The organism is Citrobacter sp. Cpo103 (genome assembly GCF_030332605.1).
Lineage (GTDB): Bacteria > Pseudomonadota > Gammaproteobacteria > Enterobacterales > Enterobacteriaceae > Citrobacter > Citrobacter portucalensis.
Genome location: NZ_JAOWHO010000025.1, coordinates 78638 through 98969, shown reverse-complemented (window position 1 = coordinate 98969; position 20332 = coordinate 78638). Strand labels below are relative to the sequence as shown.

The 20332-nt window shown below is 53.6% G+C and carries 26 protein-coding genes; 11 read left to right on the top strand and 15 right to left on the bottom strand.

All coding sequences use genetic code 11. The features are described from left to right. Positions 1 to 2: 2 nt before the first annotated feature. Positions 3 to 899: a sulfolactaldehyde 3-reductase gene (yihU, locus tag OGX89_RS07650; protein ID WP_048227546.1), complete on the bottom strand. Its 897-nt coding sequence runs from the start codon at positions 897 to 899 to the stop codon at positions 3 to 5. 166 nt (positions 900 to 1065) lie between these two features. On the opposite strand from yihU, the gene OGX89_RS07645 reads away from it, so the two are divergent. The 6 genes from OGX89_RS07645 to fabY all read left to right on the top strand — a co-directional run bounded on the left by OGX89_RS07645 (position 1066) and on the right by fabY (position 5790). Further along, the gene (locus OGX89_RS07645; protein WP_126957457.1) at positions 1066 to 1962 is read left to right on the top strand and encodes a sugar kinase; all 897 of its coding nucleotides are present in this window, start codon (positions 1066 to 1068) and stop codon (positions 1960 to 1962) included. A 33-nt stretch (positions 1963 to 1995) separates the two neighbouring features. After that, on the top strand, positions 1996 to 2799 hold the full coding sequence (locus OGX89_RS07640; protein WP_063941731.1) for a DeoR/GlpR family DNA-binding transcription regulator: 804 nt from the start codon (positions 1996 to 1998) through the stop codon (positions 2797 to 2799). A 105-nt stretch (positions 2800 to 2904) separates the two neighbouring features. Continuing rightward, positions 2905 to 3504 carry a glucose-1-phosphatase gene (gene yihX / locus OGX89_RS07635; RefSeq protein ID WP_003825293.1) on the top strand — a complete coding sequence of 200 codons (600 nt, stop codon included), beginning with the start codon at positions 2905 to 2907 and terminating at the stop codon, positions 3502 to 3504. Then, positions 3498 to 4370 (top strand): virulence factor BrkB family protein, encoded by an 873-nt coding sequence (locus OGX89_RS07630; RefSeq protein WP_008786998.1) that lies wholly within the window; start codon positions 3498 to 3500, stop codon positions 4368 to 4370. Before yihX ends, OGX89_RS07630 begins: the two co-directional genes overlap by 7 nt. Continuing rightward, positions 4367 to 4804: a D-aminoacyl-tRNA deacylase gene (dtd, locus tag OGX89_RS07625; RefSeq protein WP_126957455.1), complete on the top strand. Its 438-nt coding sequence runs from the start codon at positions 4367 to 4369 to the stop codon at positions 4802 to 4804. Before OGX89_RS07630 ends, dtd begins: the two co-directional genes overlap by 4 nt. A gap of 44 nt (positions 4805 to 4848) precedes the next feature. Next, positions 4849 to 5790, top strand: coding sequence for a fatty acid biosynthesis protein FabY (fabY, locus tag OGX89_RS07620; RefSeq protein WP_164563265.1), 942 nt, complete (start codon positions 4849 to 4851; stop codon positions 5788 to 5790). Between the two features lie 5 nt (positions 5791 to 5795). On the opposite strand, the gene OGX89_RS07615 is transcribed toward fabY, so the two are convergent. The 3 genes from OGX89_RS07615 to OGX89_RS07605 all read right to left on the bottom strand — a co-directional run bounded on the left by OGX89_RS07615 (position 5796) and on the right by OGX89_RS07605 (position 7291). Next, on the bottom strand, positions 5796 to 6083 hold the full coding sequence (locus OGX89_RS07615; RefSeq protein ID WP_003825284.1) for a type II toxin-antitoxin system RelE/ParE family toxin: 288 nt from the start codon (positions 6081 to 6083) through the stop codon (positions 5796 to 5798). Next, a complete protein-coding gene (locus tag OGX89_RS07610) occupies positions 6076 to 6318 on the bottom strand; it encodes a type II toxin-antitoxin system ParD family antitoxin (RefSeq protein WP_003825282.1) in 243 nt (80 codons plus the stop codon). The genes OGX89_RS07615 and OGX89_RS07610 overlap by 8 nt, the downstream gene beginning before the upstream one ends. A gap of 64 nt (positions 6319 to 6382) precedes the next feature. Then, the gene (locus OGX89_RS07605; protein WP_126957451.1) at positions 6383 to 7291 is read right to left on the bottom strand and encodes an alpha/beta hydrolase; all 909 of its coding nucleotides are present in this window, start codon (positions 7289 to 7291) and stop codon (positions 6383 to 6385) included. A gap of 205 nt (positions 7292 to 7496) precedes the next feature. Here OGX89_RS07605 and OGX89_RS07600 point away from each other — a divergent pair, with 205 nt between their 5' ends. Together OGX89_RS07600 and OGX89_RS07595 are read left to right on the top strand one after the other, a co-directional pair. Beyond that, complete coding sequence (locus tag OGX89_RS07600) at positions 7497 to 7739, top strand: ribbon-helix-helix domain-containing protein (protein WP_003825279.1); 243 nt, start codon at positions 7497 to 7499, stop codon at positions 7737 to 7739. Beyond that, positions 7739 to 8113, top strand: a complete 375-nt coding sequence (locus OGX89_RS07595; RefSeq protein WP_126957449.1) for a type II toxin-antitoxin system VapC family toxin — start codon at positions 7739 to 7741, stop codon at positions 8111 to 8113. Before OGX89_RS07600 ends, OGX89_RS07595 begins: the two co-directional genes overlap by 1 nt. 36 nt (positions 8114 to 8149) lie before the next feature. Here OGX89_RS07595 and fdhE read toward each other — a convergent pair whose 3' ends face one another. Genes fdhE through fdnG form a run of 4 tightly spaced genes read right to left on the bottom strand, consistent with a single transcriptional unit; the run spans position 8150 to position 13673 of the window. Continuing rightward, complete coding sequence (fdhE, locus tag OGX89_RS07590) at positions 8150 to 9079, bottom strand: formate dehydrogenase accessory protein FdhE (protein ID WP_003028685.1); 930 nt, start codon at positions 9077 to 9079, stop codon at positions 8150 to 8152. Then, the gene (gene fdoI, locus OGX89_RS07585; protein WP_003028686.1) at positions 9076 to 9711 is read right to left on the bottom strand and encodes a formate dehydrogenase cytochrome b556 subunit; all 636 of its coding nucleotides are present in this window, start codon (positions 9709 to 9711) and stop codon (positions 9076 to 9078) included. The genes fdhE and fdoI overlap by 4 nt, the downstream gene beginning before the upstream one ends. Beyond that, a complete protein-coding gene (fdoH, locus tag OGX89_RS07580) occupies positions 9708 to 10610 on the bottom strand; it encodes a formate dehydrogenase O subunit beta (RefSeq protein WP_003825273.1) in 903 nt (300 codons plus the stop codon). The genes fdoI and fdoH overlap by 4 nt, the downstream gene beginning before the upstream one ends. A 12-nt stretch (positions 10611 to 10622) precedes the next feature. Continuing rightward, entirely contained in the window at positions 10623 to 13673 is a 3051-nt protein-coding gene (gene fdnG, locus OGX89_RS07575) for a formate dehydrogenase-N subunit alpha (RefSeq protein WP_100193805.1), read from the bottom strand. Between the two features lie 194 nt (positions 13674 to 13867). Here fdnG and fdhD point away from each other — a divergent pair, with 194 nt between their 5' ends. Further along, complete coding sequence (gene fdhD, locus OGX89_RS07570) at positions 13868 to 14704, top strand: formate dehydrogenase accessory sulfurtransferase FdhD (RefSeq protein ID WP_126957447.1); 837 nt, start codon at positions 13868 to 13870, stop codon at positions 14702 to 14704. Here the strand turns inward: fdhD and OGX89_RS07565 are convergent. Together OGX89_RS07565 and OGX89_RS07560 are read right to left on the bottom strand one after the other, a co-directional pair. Next, positions 14671 to 15177 carry a YgjV family protein gene (locus tag OGX89_RS07565; protein ID WP_003825266.1) on the bottom strand — a complete coding sequence of 169 codons (507 nt, stop codon included), beginning with the start codon at positions 15175 to 15177 and terminating at the stop codon, positions 14671 to 14673. The genes fdhD and OGX89_RS07565 overlap by 34 nt on opposite strands. A 58-nt stretch (positions 15178 to 15235) precedes the next feature. Next, positions 15236 to 15757, bottom strand: coding sequence for a Crp/Fnr family transcriptional regulator (locus OGX89_RS07560; protein WP_003825264.1), 522 nt, complete (start codon positions 15755 to 15757; stop codon positions 15236 to 15238). 129 nt (positions 15758 to 15886) lie between these two features. Between OGX89_RS07560 and OGX89_RS07555 the strand changes: the two genes are divergently transcribed. Then, positions 15887 to 16099, top strand: a complete 213-nt coding sequence (locus tag OGX89_RS07555) for a YdgH/BhsA/McbA family protein (protein WP_003825262.1) — start codon at positions 15887 to 15889, stop codon at positions 16097 to 16099. 42 nt (positions 16100 to 16141) lie between these two features. On the opposite strand, the gene OGX89_RS07550 is transcribed toward OGX89_RS07555, so the two are convergent. Then, a complete protein-coding gene (locus OGX89_RS07550; protein WP_003825260.1) occupies positions 16142 to 16465 on the bottom strand; it encodes an AzlD domain-containing protein in 324 nt (107 codons plus the stop codon). Next, complete coding sequence (locus OGX89_RS07545; RefSeq protein ID WP_003825259.1) at positions 16465 to 17124, bottom strand: AzlC family ABC transporter permease; 660 nt, start codon at positions 17122 to 17124, stop codon at positions 16465 to 16467. Before OGX89_RS07545 ends, OGX89_RS07550 begins: the two co-directional genes overlap by 1 nt. A 101-nt stretch (positions 17125 to 17225) precedes the next feature. Here OGX89_RS07545 and OGX89_RS07540 point away from each other — a divergent pair, with 101 nt between their 5' ends. Then, a complete protein-coding gene (locus OGX89_RS07540; protein ID WP_003825255.1) occupies positions 17226 to 17774 on the top strand; it encodes a helix-turn-helix domain-containing protein in 549 nt (182 codons plus the stop codon). 83 nt (positions 17775 to 17857) lie between these two features. Here the strand turns inward: OGX89_RS07540 and rhaM are convergent, their stop codons facing one another. The 3 genes from rhaM to rhaD form a co-directional block, all read right to left on the bottom strand. After that, positions 17858 to 18172 carry an L-rhamnose mutarotase gene (gene rhaM / locus OGX89_RS07535; protein ID WP_003825253.1) on the bottom strand — a complete coding sequence of 105 codons (315 nt, stop codon included), beginning with the start codon at positions 18170 to 18172 and terminating at the stop codon, positions 17858 to 17860. After that, on the bottom strand, positions 18169 to 19317 hold the full coding sequence (fucO, locus tag OGX89_RS07530) for a lactaldehyde reductase (RefSeq protein ID WP_126319630.1): 1149 nt from the start codon (positions 19315 to 19317) through the stop codon (positions 18169 to 18171). The genes rhaM and fucO overlap by 4 nt, the downstream gene beginning before the upstream one ends. Before the next feature lie 74 nt (positions 19318 to 19391). Beyond that, positions 19392 to 20219, bottom strand: a complete 828-nt coding sequence (rhaD, locus tag OGX89_RS07525; RefSeq protein ID WP_126957445.1) for a rhamnulose-1-phosphate aldolase — start codon at positions 20217 to 20219, stop codon at positions 19392 to 19394. Positions 20220 to 20332: the final 113 nt, after the last annotated feature.

Sequence of the window (20332 nt, the reverse complement as noted above, 5' to 3'; positions counted from 1 at the left end):
CCTTACTTATCTGTGTGTTTATTTAGCCCGGCGGATGCGCGAACCTGTTCAAGAATGGCCGTCCAGTCTTCCCGGCCACGGCCAGCGGCACGCGCCTGGTTATAGACTTCGCGGGAGGCAGCACCGAGCGGCATCGGCACATGCAGTTGGTTGGCAACGTCCAGCGCGATGCCAAGATCCTTGTGAGCTAAATCGATCATGAATGCCGGGGAAAGATCGCCTTTCAGCACTTTGTTCGGCCAGGAGGTAGTGAAGTGGCCTTTCCCGGCGGGGGTACCGCTCATAACTTGCAAGGCCACATCAAAGGAGAGGCCAAGTGCCTCGCACAACACGGCTGCTTCGGCAGAAAGAGCGTTCAGTGCGATACTCATGTAGTTGTTGATGAGTTTCACGCGGATCCCCATGCCGGGACCCCCTGCATTGATCAGTTCATTACCCATCGCCATCAGAACCGGTGCGGCGCGTTCTACCTGCTGTGCTGTTCCGCCTGCCAGCAGCAACAGCGTTCCCGCGATAGCGTGATCGGAGGTACGCCCAACCGGGCAATCCATCATGTCGAAGCCTTTGGCACGCATATCGGCGATCAGCTTGTCGGTTTGCAGTGGGTGAATAGTCGACATATCAATCACTAATGCCTGCGGGGAGAGGCTTTCGCAGATACCTTGCTCGCCGAACAGTACGCTACGCACCAGATCGCCATTTGGCAGCATGGTGATGACAAATTCCGCCCCTTTTGCTGCCTGAGCCGGGTTGCTGGCAGGCTGTGCTCCTTTTTCCACCAGGCGCTGAACGGCATCCGGGTTAACGTCAAAGACGCTGAGTTGGTGACCCTGCTTCAGCAAGTTGCTCGCCATGGGTGAACCCATCTGACCTAATCCGATAAATGCTATAACTGCCATAACGTTCTCCTGAGACGTGGATGTCATTTTTTGTCATTTAAGGTCGTTTGTTTTTGTCTGTTTTTGATCGTATTTGTAATTTATGGTCAAAAAATTGACAGCCGTCACTTTTTAAACATTTTGTGAAATTAAAATGGTCCCATCTTGAAACGCCTAAGGAATGACCATGATTCGTATTGCTTGTGTAGGTATTGCCGTGATGGATCGCATCTATTACGTGGAAGGTTTACCGACTGAAGGAGGTAAGTATGTGGCGAAGCGTTATACGGAAGTGGGCGGCGGGCCTGCTGCAACGGCCGCAGTGGCTGCAGCGAAGCTGGGCGCACAGGTGGACTTTATTGGCCGTGTGGGCGATGACGACACCGGAAATAGCCTGCTGGCGGAGCTGGAATCCCTGGGGGTAAATACCCGCTACACCCGGCGCTATGCAGGGGCGAAGTCTTCGCAATCGGCAATTATGGTTGATGCGCAAGGGGAGCGGATTATCGTTAACTATCCCAGCCCGGATTTATTGCCGGATGCTGATTGGCTGAATGAGATCGATTTTTCCCAGTGGGATGTGGTGTTGGCGGATGTTCGCTGGCATGAAGGGGCCAGAAAGGCGTTCACGCTGGCGCGTCAGGCGGGAGTGATGACAGTACTGGATGGTGACGTAACGCCACAAGATATCAGCGAGCTGGTGGCGTTAAGCGATCATGCTGCGTTCTCTGAACCTGGTCTGGCACGTTTAACCGGGATAAATGATTCTGAAGCTGGACTGAAACAAGCAAAAACGCTCACAAATGGTCATGTTTATGTGACACGAGGGAGCGAAGGCTGTGACTGGATAAAAAATAATACGTTGCAGCATCAATCTGGATTTAAAGTTGATGTTGTGGATACTACGGGAGCTGGAGATGTTTTCCACGGTGCGCTCGCATTCAGCCTGGCTGGAGGCGATGCTCCAGAAGAGGCCGTCAGGTTTGCCAGCGGAGTTGCTGCGTTAAAATGCACGCGTCCGGGAGGAAGGGCCGGAATCCCTGACTGTGATCAAACCCGATCTTTTCTGTCACTTTTTGTATAAAATGCCAGGGCAATGGTTTTTCGAGGAAATTTCATGAGTCTTACCGAACTGACCGGTAACCCGCGACACGATCAACTGCTTATGCTGATTAGCGAGCGCGGTTATATGAATATCGACGAGCTGGCCAGCCTGCTGGACGTGTCCACGCAAACCGTGCGTCGTGATATTCGTAAACTCAGTGAGCAGGGATTAATTACGCGTCATCATGGTGGCGCGGGCAGAGCTTCCAGCGTGGTGAATACGGCGTTTGAGCAGCGTGAAGTCTCCTGGACGGAAGAGAAAAAAGCCATCGCGGAAGCGGTGGCTGATTATATTCCCGATGGGTCAACGGTGTTTATTACTATTGGCACCACCGTTGAGCAGGTAGCACGCGCGCTGTTAAACCATAATCATTTGCGCATTATTACCAATAGCCTACGCGTGGCGCACATTCTGTATAACAACCCACGTTTTGAAGTCATGGTGCCGGGGGGAACGTTACGCCCGCATAACAGCGGCATCATTGGCCCTTCTGCCTCGGCATTTGTCGCTGATTTTCGGGCCGACTACCTGGTTACCAGCGTTGGCGCGATCGAAAATGATGGTGCGCTGCTGGAGTTTGATGTCAACGAGGCCAGCGTAGTGAAGACGATGATGGCCCATTCAAGGCATATTCTGTTGGCTGCGGATCATACGAAATATACGGCTTCTGCCGCGGTAGAAATTGGCAACGTGTCTCAGGTGACCGCGCTGTTTACCGATGAGTACCCAGGCCCGGCCCTGCATAATTTACTCCAGTCACAGCAGGTAGAAATTGTGCAGGTGAGTCCTTCACAGGATGATGTTCTGGCAGTGTAATTCTCCCCAATGATGGCTCGATAAGTTCGTAGCCATCACTCTCGCATAGTCAAACTTCTCCTTTCCCGCTACAGTTATTCATCCACGGCGAATAAGGAGAAGGGCATGCTCTATATCTTTGATTTGGGTAATGTGATTGTCGATATCGACTTCAATCGCGTGTTAGGAACTTGGAGCGATCTGAGCCGTGTACCGCTGGCTTCGTTAAAGCAAAGTTTCACCATGGGAGAGGCTTTTCACCAGCACGAGCGAGGTGAAATAACGGATGAAGCCTTTGCCGAGGCGATATGTCATGACATGGCGCTACCGTTAAGCTATGAGCAGTTCTCCCATGGCTGGCAGGCCGTTTTTGTTGCCTTGCGTCCTGAAGTCATCGACGTCATGCAAAAGCTGCGTGAGCAGGGGCATCGGGTGGTCGTCTTGTCGAATACTAACCGTCTGCACACGACGTTCTGGCCGGACGAATACCCCGAAATCCGCCAGGCTGCTGACCATATTTACCTTTCCCAGGATCTGGGCATGCGTAAACCGGAAGCGCGGATTTACCAGCATGTCCTGCAGTCTGAAGGTTTTTCTGCGCATGAGGCGGTATTTTTCGACGACAACGCCGATAATATTGAAGGGGCTAATCGGTTAGGGATTACCAGCATCCAGGTTGTCGATAAAACGACCATTCCGGACTATTTCGCGAAGTTGCTATGCTAAAAAATGTTCAGCAACAAGCCAGGCACCATACGCGTCCTGTTCGGGCCTGGCTGAAGCTACTATGGCAGCGGATTGATGAGGACAACATGACGACGCTGGCAGGGAATCTTGCCTATGTCTCATTGCTCTCATTAGTGCCGCTTATTGCCGTAGTTTTTGCTCTTTTCGCCGCATTTCCGATGTTTTCTGACGTCAGTGTTCAGCTACGTCATTTCATTTTCGCAAACTTTATCCCGGCGACGGGAGATGTCATTCAGCGTTATATCGAACAGTTCGTCGCCAACTCGAACAAAATGACGGCCGTTGGGGCGTGCGGGCTGATTGTGACAGCGTTATTACTGATGTATTCCATTGATAACGCCCTGAATACTATCTGGCGCAGCAAGCGTACTCGGCCTAAAGTTTACTCTTTCGCCGTTTACTGGATGATTTTAACGCTGGGGCCGCTGTTGGCGGGGGCGAGTCTGGCAATCAGCTCTTATCTGTTGTCATTGCGCTGGGCCAGCGATCTCAACACGGTGATTGATAACGTCCTGCGTATTTTCCCGCTGGTGCTTTCCTGGCTCTCGTTCTGGCTGCTATACAGCATCGTACCGACTACGCGTGTACCCAACCGTGATGCAGTTATTGGCGCCTTTGTGGCCGCTGTGTTGTTCGAAACCGGAAAGAAAGGATTTGCGCTCTATATCACGATGTTCCCGTCTTATCAGCTCATTTACGGTGTCCTGGCGGTGATCCCCATTTTATTCGTCTGGGTATACTGGACCTGGTGTATCGTCTTGCTAGGCGCGGAAATAACTGTCACTCTCGGGGAATACCGCAAACTTAAACAAGCCGCAGAACAAGAAGAAGCAGAGCAACCATGATTGCATTAATTCAGCGCGTAACCCGTGCCAGCGTCACCGTGGAGGGCGAGGTGACGGGTGAAATTGGCCCAGGACTTTTGGTCCTGTTAGGTGTCGAAAGGGATGATGACGAACAGAAAGCGAACCGCCTGTGCGAGCGCGTACTCGGCTATCGAATCTTTAGCGATGTCGAAGGCAAAATGAACCTTAACGTGCAGCAGTCAGGGGGCAGCGTGCTGGTGGTTTCACAGTTCACGCTGGCGGCAGATACCGAACGCGGCATGCGCCCGGGGTTTTCAAAAGGGGCTGCGCCCGATCGTGCAGAGGCGTTGTATGAGTACTTTGTTGAGCGTTGCCGCCAACAGGAAATGAATACGCAAACCGGTCGATTCGCTGCGGATATGCAGGTTTCACTGGTTAATGATGGCCCCGTGACGTTCTGGTTACAAGTATGAACCAGCTACCGGTGTGGCCGCGGACAACAAGAGAGAATACGACTATGTATCACCTTCGAGTACCGCAAACAGAAGAAGAATTGGAGCGTTACTACCAGTTTCGCTGGGAGATGCTGCGTAAACCTTTGCACCAGCCTAAAGGCTCCGAACGGGATGCCTGGGATGCGATGGCGCATCACCAGATGGTGGTGGACGAAGACGGAAATCTGGTCGCAGTTGGCCGACTGTATATCAATGCGGATAACGAAGCCTCCATACGCTTTATGGCCGTTGACCCTTCCGTGCAGGAGAAAGGGTTGGGCACGCTGATGGCGATGACCCTGGAGTCTGTGGCGCGTCAGGAAGGAGTCAAACGCGTAACCTGTAGCGCCCGTGAAGATGCGGTCGAATTTTTCGCCAAACTGGGATTTGTGAGCCAGGGAGAAATCACCACACCGCAAACCACGCCGGTGCGTCACTTTTTGATGATTAAGCCTATTGCGACGCTGGACGACATTCTCCATCGCGGGGACTGGTGCGGACAGCTACAGCAAGCCTGGTACGAACATATTCCATTGAGTGAGAAAATGGGTGTGCGCATTCAGCAATATACCGGGCAGAAATTTATCACCACGATGCCCGAGACGGGCAATCAGAACCCGCACCATACGCTGTTTGCCGGGAGTCTGTTTTCCCTGGCGACGCTAACGGGCTGGGGACTTATCTGGCTGATGCTGCGTGAGCGTCATCTGGGCGGGACGATAATCCTTGCCGACGCACATATCCGATACAGCAGGCCGATCACCGGGAAACCTACCGCTATCGCCGATCTGGGCTCGCTGAGCGGTGACCTGGACCGTCTGGCAAGAGGTCGCAAGGCGCGCGTTCAGATGCAGGTTGGGGTGTTTGGCGATGACACGCCGGGCGTGGTGTTTGAAGGCACCTACATTGTGCTACCCGCAAAACCGTTTGGCGCATATGAAGAAGGCGGGAACGAGGAAGAGTAGGCCTTCTAGCTGAAATGCAATATTGGGTTCATTTGCTGATGTAAAATGCGGATTATGAAAATGCCATAATCCGCATTTTGATAAAAAATCGCATGCTGTCGATGATTGTATTGACGGGTACCTTCCTTAATCGCAGAACAGTTGTGTCCCATCAAAGCGTTTTTCTCTAACAGTAAAAAAAGCTGTTCCATCTCAGTCGTGTATTTATCCGCCTGCTGATAACCGAATTTTCTCCAGGTGTATTCATAGATAGATTCAAAGTCTTCGACTGCCTGATTAGAGAGTTTATACATTCAGACTGCGCTTTTTCCTGTGCGCGACCTCCTGTAGAGTCAGGTCGCTTGTGCCGCTGTGTATCCCATCCTCCAGCGCGTCGCGTAATGCGTTGTTTCGCAATTCTTGTTCTTCCAGTAAACGTAATGCTGAACGGACAACTTCGCTGGTGGAACCATAGCGCCCACTTTCAATCATTTCGTTAATAAAACGATCGAGATGCTCACCAATCGTAATGCTGGTAGTTCTGGGCATAGGTTTGTCCTTTGTGTTATCTATTCACACAAGATAGCACCCGTGGACGAAAACATGAACAACCTTACTGACCTAGCCGCCAGGCCACATCCCGCATAACGCCTCGTGCCGCCTGGCTCACCCCAGCCAACTGGAAAAATCCGTGGATAACGCCGAGATAGCGTTGGCAAGTGCACTCCACGCCCTGCTCCTGGAACCGTTGATACAGGGCCTCGCCTTCATCTCGCAGTGGGTCGAATTCAGCTGTAATGATGTGCGTGGTCGGTAAGCCGTTGAAGTCTTCGCGCCAGAGCGGGCTGACTTCGGGATGCAATGGATCGGTTTGCGAAATATACATCTCGTAGCCCGACAGCAGCGTGTCGCGGGTGATAATGTAATCCTGTCCATTATGGTCATAGCTCGCAAACCTGGCTGTTGCGTCCAGCATCGGGTAGATCAGCATAAGCTGCGCAGGTTGCCATTGTCCGCTAGCTTTCAGGCGTAGTGCGGTGACCAGCGCCAGATGCCCGCCAGCGCTGTCGCCAGCCAGCGTAATGTTGCTGCGGTCGACACCCAGTTTCTGGGCATACTTCCAGATAATATTGGCCCCGGTTTCAGCATCGTTATGTGCTGCCGGGAAGATGTGCTCAGGTGCGAGGCGATACTGCACCGCAATGACCCGACAGCCGCTGTACCAGGCAAGTTGCCTTAACTGGTTATCATGTGTGGCAAATCCGCCGCTGACAAAGCAGCCACCGTGATAATAGATAACGCAGGGGAGATTTCCCGTGCTGCCCCGCGGCGAAACTACGCGAAACATCATGGCATCGAGTTCAATATCTTCAACTTGTACGCGTGTTTCAGTTTCTCCTGCCAGCGCAGTGCTGGCGATGTAGCCTGCTCTCCGGTCATCAATATTCTGCTCGCGTGAAGAAGGGCGTCCCGCCGCGATAAATGCCTCAACCAGCTGTGCAATCCCGCTTTCCAGTGCCATTTTTACTTCCCTTTATCTGTATGGATATACAGGTTTATAACCTGGATTACTAAGAATGAAAATGGGAAAAATGGGGGTGGGTATGATTCTGGAAAGCGGCTCGCAAAAGTAAAAATCGTTCGCGTGGATGCTATTTTCTCGCTTTTCTCAGGGGTATGTTGTGTGAAAATTAATCGTTGATGATATACTGGAGGTATATGTGAGTATGATGGCTGGGATGGATATGGGCAGAATTTTACTCGATTTATCAGATGAGGTGATTAAACGTCTTGATGACCTCAAGGTTCAGCGCAACCTGCCGCGAGCAGAACTCTTACGGGAGGCCGTTGAACAGTATCTTGAGAGGCAAGATCAGGCTGAAACAGCTATTTCACGTGCTCTTGGGCTGTGGCAAGGCTGTGAGGAAGATGGTGTTGAATACCAGCGTAAACTACGTGAGGAATGGTAATGGTCAAAGGATCAGCGCTTTTTGATACCAATATCCTAATCGACCTGTTTAGCGGGAGAAATGAAGCAAAACTAGCGATAGAAACATGGTCGCCACAGAACGCAATCAGCCTCATTACATGGATGGAGGTAATGGTGGGCGCAAAAAAATACCATCAGGAAGCCCGCACTCGCGTTGCGCTAGGTGCTTTTAACGTGATCAGCATTTCACAGGATATCGCTGAACGAAGCGTGAGTATCAGGCAGGAACATGGGATGAAATTGCCGGATGCCATTATTTTGGCCACTGCGCAGCTTCATCGTCTTACACTGGTTACGCGTAATACCAAGGATTTTGCAGGCATATCTGGCGTGGTCACGCCGTATACGTTATAACCCGGGCGACTTACGCCGCCCGGTAGTGCGAAGAACCTACTCCCCTTCACCCGGGAACAGGAACGGGTTGATGGAGCTGCGGGCAAAGCCCTCTTGCTCCATGTGCGCGTCCAGCATCAGTGAAGCGAGATCGTCAGCCACGGCTTCAACTTTAGGGTCTTTTTCCTGATAGAGAATCTTCAGGTAAGTCCCGCAGTCGCCGCAGCTTTCAGCTTTAATTGCCGCCTGTTCGTTATCCAGCGACCAGTAGTTCAAATCACGGCTTTGCTCGCAGTTGCTGCACTTCACGCGTACCACGTGCCACTCGGTTTCGCACAGGTTGCAGTGCAGATAGCGCAGCCCCTGAGTGGTGCCGATTTGCACCATGCTGGAGACCGGCATTGAACCACACACCGGGCAGTACTGACGCTGTTCGCCGTATTCCGCACGGGCTTTGCCGGGGATCAGGCTTGCCATCTGCGCCCAGTAGAGCGACAGGGCAGCCCAAATAAACGGTGCTTTATCGCTGCTGACGGAGGCGAAATCAGAGGCAAACAGCGCGCTGGCCATCAGCTCCAGCTCCTGCTCTGAGGCTTTTTCCAGATTTTCGATCACGGCAAGCGCAGGGCCGCTCATTTCTGGTTTCAGCTCAGCAATTAACGACTGCAGTAGTTTTTGCCAGTGCTTGTCGCGTGGCAGAACGTGGATATCCAGCGGCGGTTTGCCCTGATCGTTCGCTTCTTTGATGCGAGCGGTCAGATCCATCTGCAGCGGATGGTCGTACAACACCACTTCCTGCGCGTGGGCGATCAGTGCTGCAAAGCGCAGGTAGTCGCCCAGCGGGTTGTTCTCGGCCAGCTCGCGCAGGCGCTCAGCGCGGCGGTTATACAAATTTTTGAGTCTGGGGAATAATAACGGCGGAATCATATCCGCCGTGCGTTTCTCGCTCTTCTCCAGCTCATCTTGCGGGATTATGCGAATACTCATTCAGATGACTTTTCCTGTTTCTGGCGGACTTCACGGTACCAGCGCGGGTGATGTTTCTTCGCCCATGAACTGGTAACCCATCCTTCCACCATCGCGGTAATGGTGCCTTTCACCCAAAGGGCGGCGTAAATGTGCACCATGATAACCACAATTAACGCTACTGCGGCAAATGAATGCAGCATTAACGCGAATCGGATCACCGGGATTGAGAAAGCAGGCGCAAAATACGGACGCCAGATGACCACTCCGCTCACCAGCAACAGGACCAGGAAGATAATCGCCGCCCAGAATACGCATTTCTGGCCGAAGTTATAACGTCCCGTGTCACCTACTTCCTCGTTGACGACAATCTTACGAATATTCTTCGCCCAAAAGATATCATCCCGATTGATTAGATTGTGGTGCCAGTAACGGAAAAACATGATGATAAACGAGGCAAACATGATCACGCCGACAAACGGGTGCACAATTCGCGCCAGTTGTGGAGTGCCCATGATGTGCATCAGCCAGTTAAAAGACGGGAAGAGAAAGCCCATCCCGCTCACCGCCGCAAGAATGAAGCAGAAGGCGGTGATCCAGTGGTTGATGCGTTCCGGCGCCGTGTAGCGCACGATGGTGTCACGTCGTTTCATTTGCGCACCTCGTCGTCTTTTTCATGCAGATTGTCTTCTTCCTCTTCCGCACGGTTCGGGCCTACGCCGACGTAGTGGAAGATGCTGGCCGCAAATGTCGCTGCAAAGCCGACGGCTGCGAGGGGTTTCCAGATGCCTTTCCAGAACTTAACGGTAGCGCTGATCTCCGGGTTCTCTGGCAGGCCGTGATACAGATTCGGTTTGTCCGCATGGTGCAATACGTACATTACGTGCGTACCGCCAACACCCGCCGGATCGTACAGACCCGCGTTTTCGTAACCACGCGTTTTCAGCTCCGCCACGCGTTCGCCTGCCAGGGTTTTCATCGACTCTTTGGTGCCGAAATGAATGGCACCGGTTGGGCAGGTTTTCACGCAGGCCGGTTCTTGCCCGACCACAACACGGTCAACGCACAGCGTACATTTGTAGACGCGGTTGTCTTCCGGATTGAGGCGCGGAACGTCGAACGGGCAGCCCGCGATGCAGTAGCCACAGCCGATGCACTGCTCAGACTGGAAGTCGACGATACCGTTGGCATACTGAATGATTGCGCCTTCAGCCGGACACGCCTTCAGGCAGCCCGGATCGGCGCAGTGCATACAGCCATCCTTGCGGATAAGCCATTCCAGTTTGTCGTTTTGTTCCACTTCCGAGAAGCGCATCACCGTCCAGGATTTGGCGGTCAAATCAGCCGGGTTGTCGTACACCCCAACGTTGTTGCCCACTTCATCACGGATGTCGTTCCATTCAGAACACGCCACCTGACACGCTTTACAGCCGATACAGGTGGTGACGTCGATAAGCTTCGCCACTTCTTCCTGATGGTCCCGCGCCTGAGGCGCGGGGGTGAAACCGTTAGTGGCGGAACGACGAATGATGTCTTGCGATTGATAAGCCATAGGTCGTCTCCGTTACACCTTTTCCACGTTCACGAGGAAGGACTTAAATTCCGGCGTCTGCGTGTTCGCATCACCGACGAATGGCGTTAACGTGTTAGCGATAAAGCCTTTTTTCGCCACACCTTCGTAGCCCCAGTGAATCGGAATACCGATAGTGTCGATATCCTTACCGTTAGCCTTCAGCGTGCGAATACGTTTAGTCACCACCGCCTTGGCCTTAATGTAGCCGCGATTAGAGGAGACTTTGACGGTATCGCCGTGGGAGATACCGAGCTTATTCGCCAGCTTCTCGCCAATTTCCACAAACTGTTCCGGCTGAGCGATGGCATTCAGCAGCGCATGCTTGGTCCAGTAGTGGAAGTGCTCGGTCAGACGGTAGGTTGTACCGACGTACGGGAACTTATCTGCTTTACCCAGTGCTTCCGCGTCACCTTTAAAGATACGTGCGGCAGGGTTAGAGATAACGTTCGGGTGCAGCGGGTTAGTTCCCAGCGGCGTTTCAAACGGCTCGTAGTGTTCCGGGAACGGACCTTCCGCCATCTTATCGATAGCAAACAGGCGTCCCATCCCTTCCGGCTGCATGATGAACGGCCCAACGTTGCTGCCAGGTGCGGCGGCACTGTAGTCCGGAATATCCATCCCGCTCCACTTCGCCCCATCCCATTTCAGGATCTGACGTTTTGGATCCCACGGATTCCCCTGCGGATCAGCGGAGGCGCGGTTATACAGAATGCGTCGGTTAAGCGGCCATGCCCAGGCCCAGCCCAGCGTATTACCAAGGCCTGACGGGTCGGCGTTATCGCGACGTGCCATCTGGTTGCCTTCCGGCGTCCAGCTACCGGCAAAAATCCAGCAACCGCTGGAGGTCGTGCCATCGTCACGCAGTTGGGCGAACGAGCTAAGCTGTTGGCCTTTCTTGACAATAACCGCACCGGTTGCCGGGTCGGTAATGTCGGCCAGCGCTTTACCGTTACTCTCCATCGCCACTTCTTCCGAAGCCGGTTCGTGCGGGGTGGAGTAGTTCCAGGTCATGCTCAGCACCTGTTCAGGGTTCGCGCCACCTTGCTCGGCATACATCTTGCGCAGACGCAGGAAGATACCGGCGAGGATTTCGCCATCGGTAACGGCAATCCCCGGGGCGTCCGCGCCTTTCCAGTGCCACTGCAGCCAGCGACCGGAGTTAACGATAGAACCGTTCTCTTCAGCGAAGCAGGTGGACGGCAGACGGAATACTTCGGTCTGGATTTTCGACGGATCAACATCGTTTGACTCACCGTGGTTCTGCCAGAAGGTGGAGGTCTCGGTGTTGAGCGGGTCGATAGTGACCAGGAACTTCAGTTTGGACAGTGAAGCCACAACTTTGTTTTTGTTCGGGAATGACGCGACCGGGTTAAAGCCCTGGCAGATATAGCCATTCACTTTGCCCTGATTCATCATCTCGAAGTACTGCAGGACGTCGTACCCTTTATCCCACTTCGGCAGCCAGTCGAAGCCCCAGCTGTTTTCCGCTGTCGCTTTATCGCCAAAGAAGGCTTTCATCATCGAAACGAAGAATTTCGGGTAGTTGCCCCAGTAGTTCACCTGACCTTCCAGCAACGGTTTTGGCGTGTTGGCGGCAAGGTAGGTTTGCAGGTCAGTCTGTTTCTCGCTTGGCAGCGTCATATAGCCTGGCAGGCTTTGTGACAGCAGGCCTAAGTCGGTCAGGCCCTGAATGTTGGAGTGACCGCGCAGGGCGTTAACACCGCCGCCAGCCATCCCCATGTTGCCAAGCAGCAACTGGATCATCGCCATGGTACGGATGTTCTGCGCACCCACGGAGTGTTGCGTCCAGCCCAGGGCGTACAGGAACGACGCGGTTTTATCTTTGGCACTGGTTTCTGCGATGTACTCACAGACCTTCAGGAAGTCGGCCTTTGGCGTACCGCAGATGTTTTCTACGACGTCCGGCGTGTAGCGGGAGACGTGCTGTTTCAGCAGGTTCCACACGCAGCGCGGATGTTGCAGGGTGACATCGCGTTTGGCGAAGCCTTTTTCATCCAGCTCGTAGTTCCAGCTGGTTTTGTCATACTTGCGTTTGTCCGCGTCGTAGCCGGTGAACAGGCCATCTTCGAAACCGTAATCCTCACGCACGATCAGGCTGGCGTTGGTATAGGCCTCAGTATATTCGCGGTTGAATTTTTCGTTGTTCAGCAGGTACAGCAAAACGCCTGACAGGAAAGCAATGTCAGTACCGGAACGAATTGGCGCATAGAAATCAGCCACCGCAGCGGTTCGCGTAAAGCGTGGATCGATAACAATCAGCTTCGCACCGTTGTGAATTTTGGCTTCCATCGCCCAGCGGAATCCGACCGGGTGAGCTTCAGCGGCGTTACCGCCCATCACCACGACGAGGTTGGCGTTTTTAATGTCGACCCAGTGGTTGGTCATCGCACCGCGACCAAATGTTGGAGCAAGACTTGCTACCGTTGGTCCGTGTCAGACGCGTGCCTGGTTGTCGACCGCGAGCATACCGAGCGCGCGGGAGAATTTTTGCGTTAAATAGCCGGTTTCGTTACTGGAAGCGGAAGCACACAGCATTCCGGTGGAAAGCCAGCGGTTAACGGTTACGCCTTCAGCGTTTTGTGCCACGTAGTTAGCGTCGCGATCTTCTTTCATCAGCTTAGCGATGCGGTCAAATGCCTCATCCCAGCTAATCTGTTGCCACTTATCTGAGCCTGGTGCGCGATATTCCGGGAATTTCAGGCGGCTTTCGGAGTGGATGAAGTCCACAAGTCCTGCCCCTTTCGGGCACAGCGCGCCACGGTTCACCGGGTGATCCGGGTCTCCTTCGATATGGAAGATGGATGCTTTGGCGTTTTTTGCGCCGTCACCGAGGCTGTACATTAACAGTCCACAGCCAACGGAACAGTAAGTGCAGGTGTTACGGGTTTCGCGGGTGCGCAGCAGTTTATATTGCCGTGTTTCCGCGAGCGCTACGCCGGGTGCAAAACCCAGTGCCGCTGCCGTGGTGCCTGCCATACCGCCAGCGCAGATCTTAAAGAACTGCCTTCTGCTGACCTGCATGGTTCGCTCCTTGTTTCGACATTGTCACGTTCCCTTCGCTTTTCTGTAACGCGAACGCGAGGGAAGTGGTTGTTATTTTTCTTTGCGGACGGGACCGCAAAGGTCCAGAATTGGGTGAATTTCCCTCCGTCCAGGAGGGATTTGTAAAGAATACCACAATGTTGGTATGCGTGTTCCAATATGGTTAAAAGAAAGTGAATAAGATTATTCAAGAAAACATCAAGAATGTGACATCTTCGACAGGATCTCGCCAGCTGACCCTCTGGAAACGCGAGGATTTGCAACATCCTCAGCCTGATGAAGTAGCTGAAGAAGTGCCTGTTGCGCTGGTATACAACGGGATTTCGCACGTGGTGATGATGGCATCACCGAAAGATCTTGCGCACTTCGCGATGGGTTTTTCACTTTCTGAAGGCATTATTGAGTCCCCGCAGGATATCTACGGAATGGACGTAGTGCCTTCCTGCAACGGATTGGAAGTGCAGGTTGAACTGTCCAGCCGTCGCTTTATGGGGCTGAAGGAGCGTCGTCGCGCGCTGGCCGGTCGCACCGGTTGCGGCGTTTGTGGCGTGGAGCAGCTCAATGACATTGGCAAGCCGGTCCAGCCGCTGCCGTTTACCCAGACATTCGATCTGGCGAATCTTGATAACGCTTTACGACATCTCAAGGATTTTCAACCCGTGGGGCAACTGACAGGCTGCACGCACGCGGCTGCCTGGGTACAACCGTCAGGTCATCTGGCGGGCGGGCATGAAGATGTTGGACGTCATGTTGCGTTGGATAAACTGCTGGGACGACGTGCAATCGAAGGGGAAACCTGGCAACAGGGCGCGGTATTAGTCTCCAGCCGCGCCAGTTATGAGATGGTGCAGAAGTCGGCGATGTGCGGTGTGGAGATCCTGTTTGCTGTTTCTGCGGCGACAACGCTTGCCGTGGAAGTTGCCGAACGTTGTAACCTGACGCTGGTGGGTTTTTGCAAACCGGGCAGGGCGACGATCTATACGCATCCGCAACGTCTGGCCGCGCTGTGACGCCACCAGGCGGCCAGAATACTGCCGGAAAATGCCAGTTCCATGATTACGGCAACTGGCGAGCCAACAATCACATTGTTCAGCAGCCAACACAGGCTGCCACACAAGGTGTATCCCCGTAATTTTCCGCTGCGTTTTTGAAATGACGCAAATGTCATCAGCAGGCTTCCCATCAGCGGCAATATACTCGACAGATTTTGCCAAAGATAAATGCTACACAGCAGCGACCCCAGCATAAATCCCCACATCACCCAGCGGTGAAAGGTGACGATGGCTGTCGCGTAGCGGCATGCGGCAATGATCATTAACCCAGCTGCAGCGTGTTGATCCAAAAGATAGAAATGGATAGCTAACAGAGAAGTGGAGCTGGTGAGCAGCGTTAAAGTGATAGCCCGGCGTTGAAAATGAAAAGCGGAAATATCCAGTAAGAAGCTGATGCCAGCCAGCATCTGAGAAAGAAGAAATGCGTTCATTGTGGTCGCCATCTATTAAAGAGTGACGGGACAATAATCGACGCATCACCGTAAGGCGTTAACCTTTGTTAAGACGCTGGCGAATACGGGACAGGCTAACGGGGGTAATGCCGATATAGCTGGCAAGATCGCGCTGGGTGAGCTGTGACTCCCAGTCCGGGAAGTGTGTTTGTACGTACTGGTAGCGTTGCTCTGGGGTATTGAGCAGCAGCATTTGCTCTTTTTTCTCTTTGTAGATCAATTGCTGGACCAGTAGCTGAGTCTTAATATCCTGATTTTCCGGCGCATCAAGCAAAGCCAAGGGGAATTCAGTGGTTTCTCCTGCGGAGATCATTTGCAGGCTGTAATCGGCAGGTGTGTTAATTAGCCAGTTCAGGTACAGAAAGCAGTATTCCCCGGCAAAGTAGAACTCTTTAACCCTTTCAACGCCGTTGTCTGCGTGATAAACCGCACGAGCCACACCATGATGTAAAAGATGAATTTTACTTTGTGGTTCACCCTGACGAAGTAACCAACTACCCGCCGGTTGCGTTTTTCTACGGCTGCCAGCAAGCCATTGTGATTCCTGATTACGTAACATCTTATCTCTCAAATAATTTGAATAAGACTGGCAAATCCTTCCGCTTTCAGTTGTTCGAGTATCAGCCTATTATTTATCACATCAAGGCACAGTGCCTTACTCAAACAACTAAGTTAAAGGGTTTATATCATGAAAAGCATCAAAACTTTTGTCGCAGTTATCGCTCTGGCTACTTCATTCGGTTCTTTCGCTGCTCAGACAGTGACCGCAACCGGTTCTACGCTGGAAAGCGCTGAAGCAAAAATCGCCGCTCAGGCTGAACGCGCAGGTGCCAGCGATTACAAAATCACTCAGGCCTATACCGGTAACCGCGTGCACATGACCGCCGAACTGCTGAAATAAGATACCTTAGTACTGTCGAAAGAGCGCCCTTGAGGCGCTTTTTTAGTTTATGCCCGCCATTCGCAGCAGCGCCGTCACCACTGCCGCAGCGACGATCACCACGATTAGCGGCATCTTGCGCCAGGCGAGAAATACCGCAAAAGCCACGCCCAGCACGCGGGCCATGCCAGCGAAGTGTTCACCTTCGTAAAAGGTGGTCGCCAGCGCAACGGAGAACAGTAATACCGTTGCGGCGTCGGAAAGCAGCGCCTGCGAGCGTTCCGAGAACGCTAAACGGCTCCCAAGCTTCGCTCCTCCTAAACGCATTAAATACGTTCCCAGAGATAACATGGCGATACCGACGATAAACAGCGTCATGTTGCCCATTATTTTTTCCTCGTCAGTAAGCCAAACAGTGAGAGCAGAACCGGTAAACCGACCGGCGCAAAGGGGATGGCGGCAAGCGACAACCCGGCACCGCTACAGGCGCGAATCAGCGTGGTGCGGTTTTTAAAGGCCGGGACCACTAAGGCTAATAAAATTGCAGGGAAGACGGCATCCAGACCGATGGTTTCCGGGGCGGGGAGCAGTTTGCCGACGCCCGCGCCGATCAGTGTGCCAACAGGCCAGAAAATCGCGACGCCCAGACCGCACAGCCAGAAGGCGGCTTTACGTTGTTCGGGCGTTTTTTGCGACAGGCCAAAGACTACGCTTTCGTCGTTCATGATATGACAGCCGAGGAAACTCGCAGCCCGGGAGCCCACCAGGTCGCGAACCGTGACGCCAAACGGCACGTGTCGGGCGTTGACCAGTAAACCGGCCGCCGCCGCCGCCAGTGGGTTACCGCCGCTGGCGACGATGCCGATAAACATAAATTCGGACGCACCCGCCAGTACCGTAATCGAAAGCACAAACGGTACCCACAGCGGGAAGCCGTAGGCCATCGCCAGCGAGCCGTATGACATGCCGACTACGCCGACGGCCAGACAGACTAAAAATATTGCTTTTATCGTGTCGCCTTTGAGACTGGAAAAATAATGTTTCATACCGTTTTAGCCATATCGAACGAATTTCCATTATAATGAACGCGACCAGTTAATATTACAAGTCGAACGATTCGTTCGATATAAAGAACATGGAGTCGTGAATGACCCAGCCCATCAGTATGATCGCGAAAAGCCTTGTGCGTGAACGCCAGCGCACCGGTTTGTCATTGGCAGAGATTGCCCGTCGCGCAGGGATTGCAAAATCGACACTCTCGCAATTGGAAGCGGGCAATGGCAATCCTAGCCTGGAAACGCTCTGGTCGCTGTGTGTGGCGTTGGATATTCCCTTTGCTCGCCTGCTGGAGCCGCAGGAACAAAAAACGCAGGTGATTCGTCGCGGAGAAGGGACAAAGGTGGTAGCCGAGCAGGCGCACTATCAGGCCATTTTACTGGCCGCCTGCCCGCCGGGGGCGCGGCGGGATATCTATCTGCTGCTGACGCAACCGGGCGCGGATCGTATTTCACAGCCGCATCCACCGGGATCGGTTGAACACATCATCGTGACGCAGGGTAAGGCGATGGTAGGATTGACTGAAGCGCCGGAGGAGTTAGGCGAGGGGGACTATATTTGTTACCCCGCCGATCGGGCGCATATTTTTAAAGCGCTGGAGCCTGACACCCAGGCGATTCTGGTCTCTGAGCAAAATTGAATTGTCGGATGGCGCTATCGCTTATCCGACCTACAAAAAATAAAACCGTAGGCCCGGTAAGCTTGCGCCACCGGGCATATAACTTACTGCAAATAAAACACTTCTTTTAGCTCTGCGCTAACCGGGCTGTTGTCCGGGTTTGCTGGCATTACGTCACGCATATGCTTCCACCAACGTTGGCAAACGTCGGTGCTGGCAACGGCATTCCAGCGTTCTTCGGACTCAATCTCAACGGTGGCGAACAGCAGATTGCGCGCCTGATCGAGATAAATCGCGTAGTGATGGGCGCCGTGCTCTTTCAGCACCGCTTCCAGCTCTGGCCAGATGGGGTTATGACGACGCTGGTACTCAACGTGCGCGTCGGCATTCACCTGCATCACAAAGGCCTTGCGGATCATAACGCCTCCAGATACAGCTCGCGGACCTCGTCGCGGCTGGCGGTGCGCGGGTTGCACGGCGCACACGGATCGGCCAACGCTTTATCCAGCCAGCCTTCAATATCCTCTTTCGTCACGCCAAGGGAGCTAAAGCCCGCAGGAATACCGACACGCTTGCTGAGTGCACGAATCGCGTTGATGGCCTCCATACTTGCCGCTTCATCGCTCATGTTACGGATATCGACGCCCATTGCCTGCGCCACGCGGGCAAAGCGCGCCACGGCGTTCGGACGGTTAAAGTTTTCGATTACCGGCAGCAGGATGGCGTTGCAGACGCCGTGTGGCAGATTATGGGTTGCGCCCGGCTGGTGCGCCAGCGCATGCACCAGACCCAGACCAGCGCTGTTAAATGCCATCCCCGCCAGATACTGACCAAACGCCATTTGCTCACGAGCTTCGAGGTTATGACCGTCGTCGACCGCTTTTGGTAGCCACAGGTTGATCAGGCGAATCGCTTCCAGTGCGTTAGCGTCGGTAAGCGGATGAGCACCAACGGAAACATAGGCTTCCACCGCGTGGGTCAAGGCGTCCATACCGGTTGCGGCGGTGACGGAGGCCGGGATTTCCAGCATCACGCTGGCATCATCCACGGCGATATCCGGGATGATATTCGGGTCGATGATCACCTCTTTAACCTTACGGGCAGAGTCGATAATGACTGCGTTGCTGGTCATCTCTGCTGCCGTACCGGCGGTAGTGTTGATGGCGACCAGCGGGACGCCCGCATTTTTCACTTTGCCCACGCCGGAGTAAGCGGTAGAAGGGCCAGGGTTGGCTGTCAGGATTTTTACCGCTTTGGCGGTATCGATCGGGCTGCCGCCACCGAAGGCGATGATGTAGTCACATTCTGCGTTCTGATAGGCCGCAAAACCTTTCTGTACCAGCTCTTCTGTCGGGTTCGGGAATACTTCATCAAACAGGTGGTAAGACATTTGATGTTTATCCAGCGCGGCAAACAGGCTATCCAGCAGGCCCAGTTTTACCAGTTGACCATCGGTGACGATCAGCGCTTTGCCCCATTGTTTATTCGCCACGAGATTCACCATATCGGCAATCGCGCCGGCGCCATGCAGGCTAATTTTTGGCAGTGCCAACATAAAGCTCATCACTATTCTCCTTAATAATAAAATCCTGTAGGCCGGATAAGGCGAAGCCGCATCCGGCGTTGAGTTGGGAGGTATCAGTACAGCTCTATGGCGCTTGCCAGCGGCGTAACACCAAAGCGTTTGCCAAGTGCGACCAGCTCTTCACGCGAGATGGTCTGCTTCATACCGCCCATCGAAAAGATTTTGACCAGAACTTCGGCGGATTTCTCTGCGGTATCTATCAAACCGAACGCTTCGTCTAGGGTAGGTCCGCTTCCGAACACGCCGTGGAACGGCCAAAGTACCAGCGAGTGTTTCTGCATTTCCTCGGCGGTAGCCTGACCAATTTCATCTGTACCCGGCACTATCCACGGCAGAATGCCAACGCCATCCGGGAACACCACCAGGCACTCGGTGCTGCCTTCCCACAGCTTGCGGGTAATCAGCGCTGTGTTGTTTTCCAGTACGTAGGTCAGAGCGATCAGGTTGGTGGCATGGCAGTGCATGATCACGCGGTCTTTACCGTTCGTCGCTTTAATGCGTTCGCAGTGGGAGAGGAAGTGAGCCGGCAGTTCAGAGGTCGGCACGGCCTCGTGGGTCAGGCCCCAGAGGATGTGGTAGCCCGCACCGTCGCTGTCTACTTGTACCACGCCCAAATTTGCCGCGGGATCGAGCTGAACGTTACGGAAAAATTTACCGGAACCAGTGACGATAAACGGCGTGTTTGCCAGCAGCGGCATCGGCTGACTTAGCGCAATATAGCGTGGTTTTTCGTAGAAATCGGCGCTAAACGGCGCGATATCTGCTTCATCAAGACGCAGCGTCAGGTTGCCGCCGTTACGCTCGTCCCAGCCTTTCAGCCACGCATCAGAAGTGGCTTTGATCATCCCCTGGACGAACCAGGAAGTCGTAATATTTTGCATGTTCGGTGTTCCTGTTTATTGCCCGAACGTTATCGGGTCTTACGAAGGCCGGATAAGCGAAGCGGTATCCGGCAATCGTGTTTCATTCATTGCCAGATGGCGACGCGGAGCGT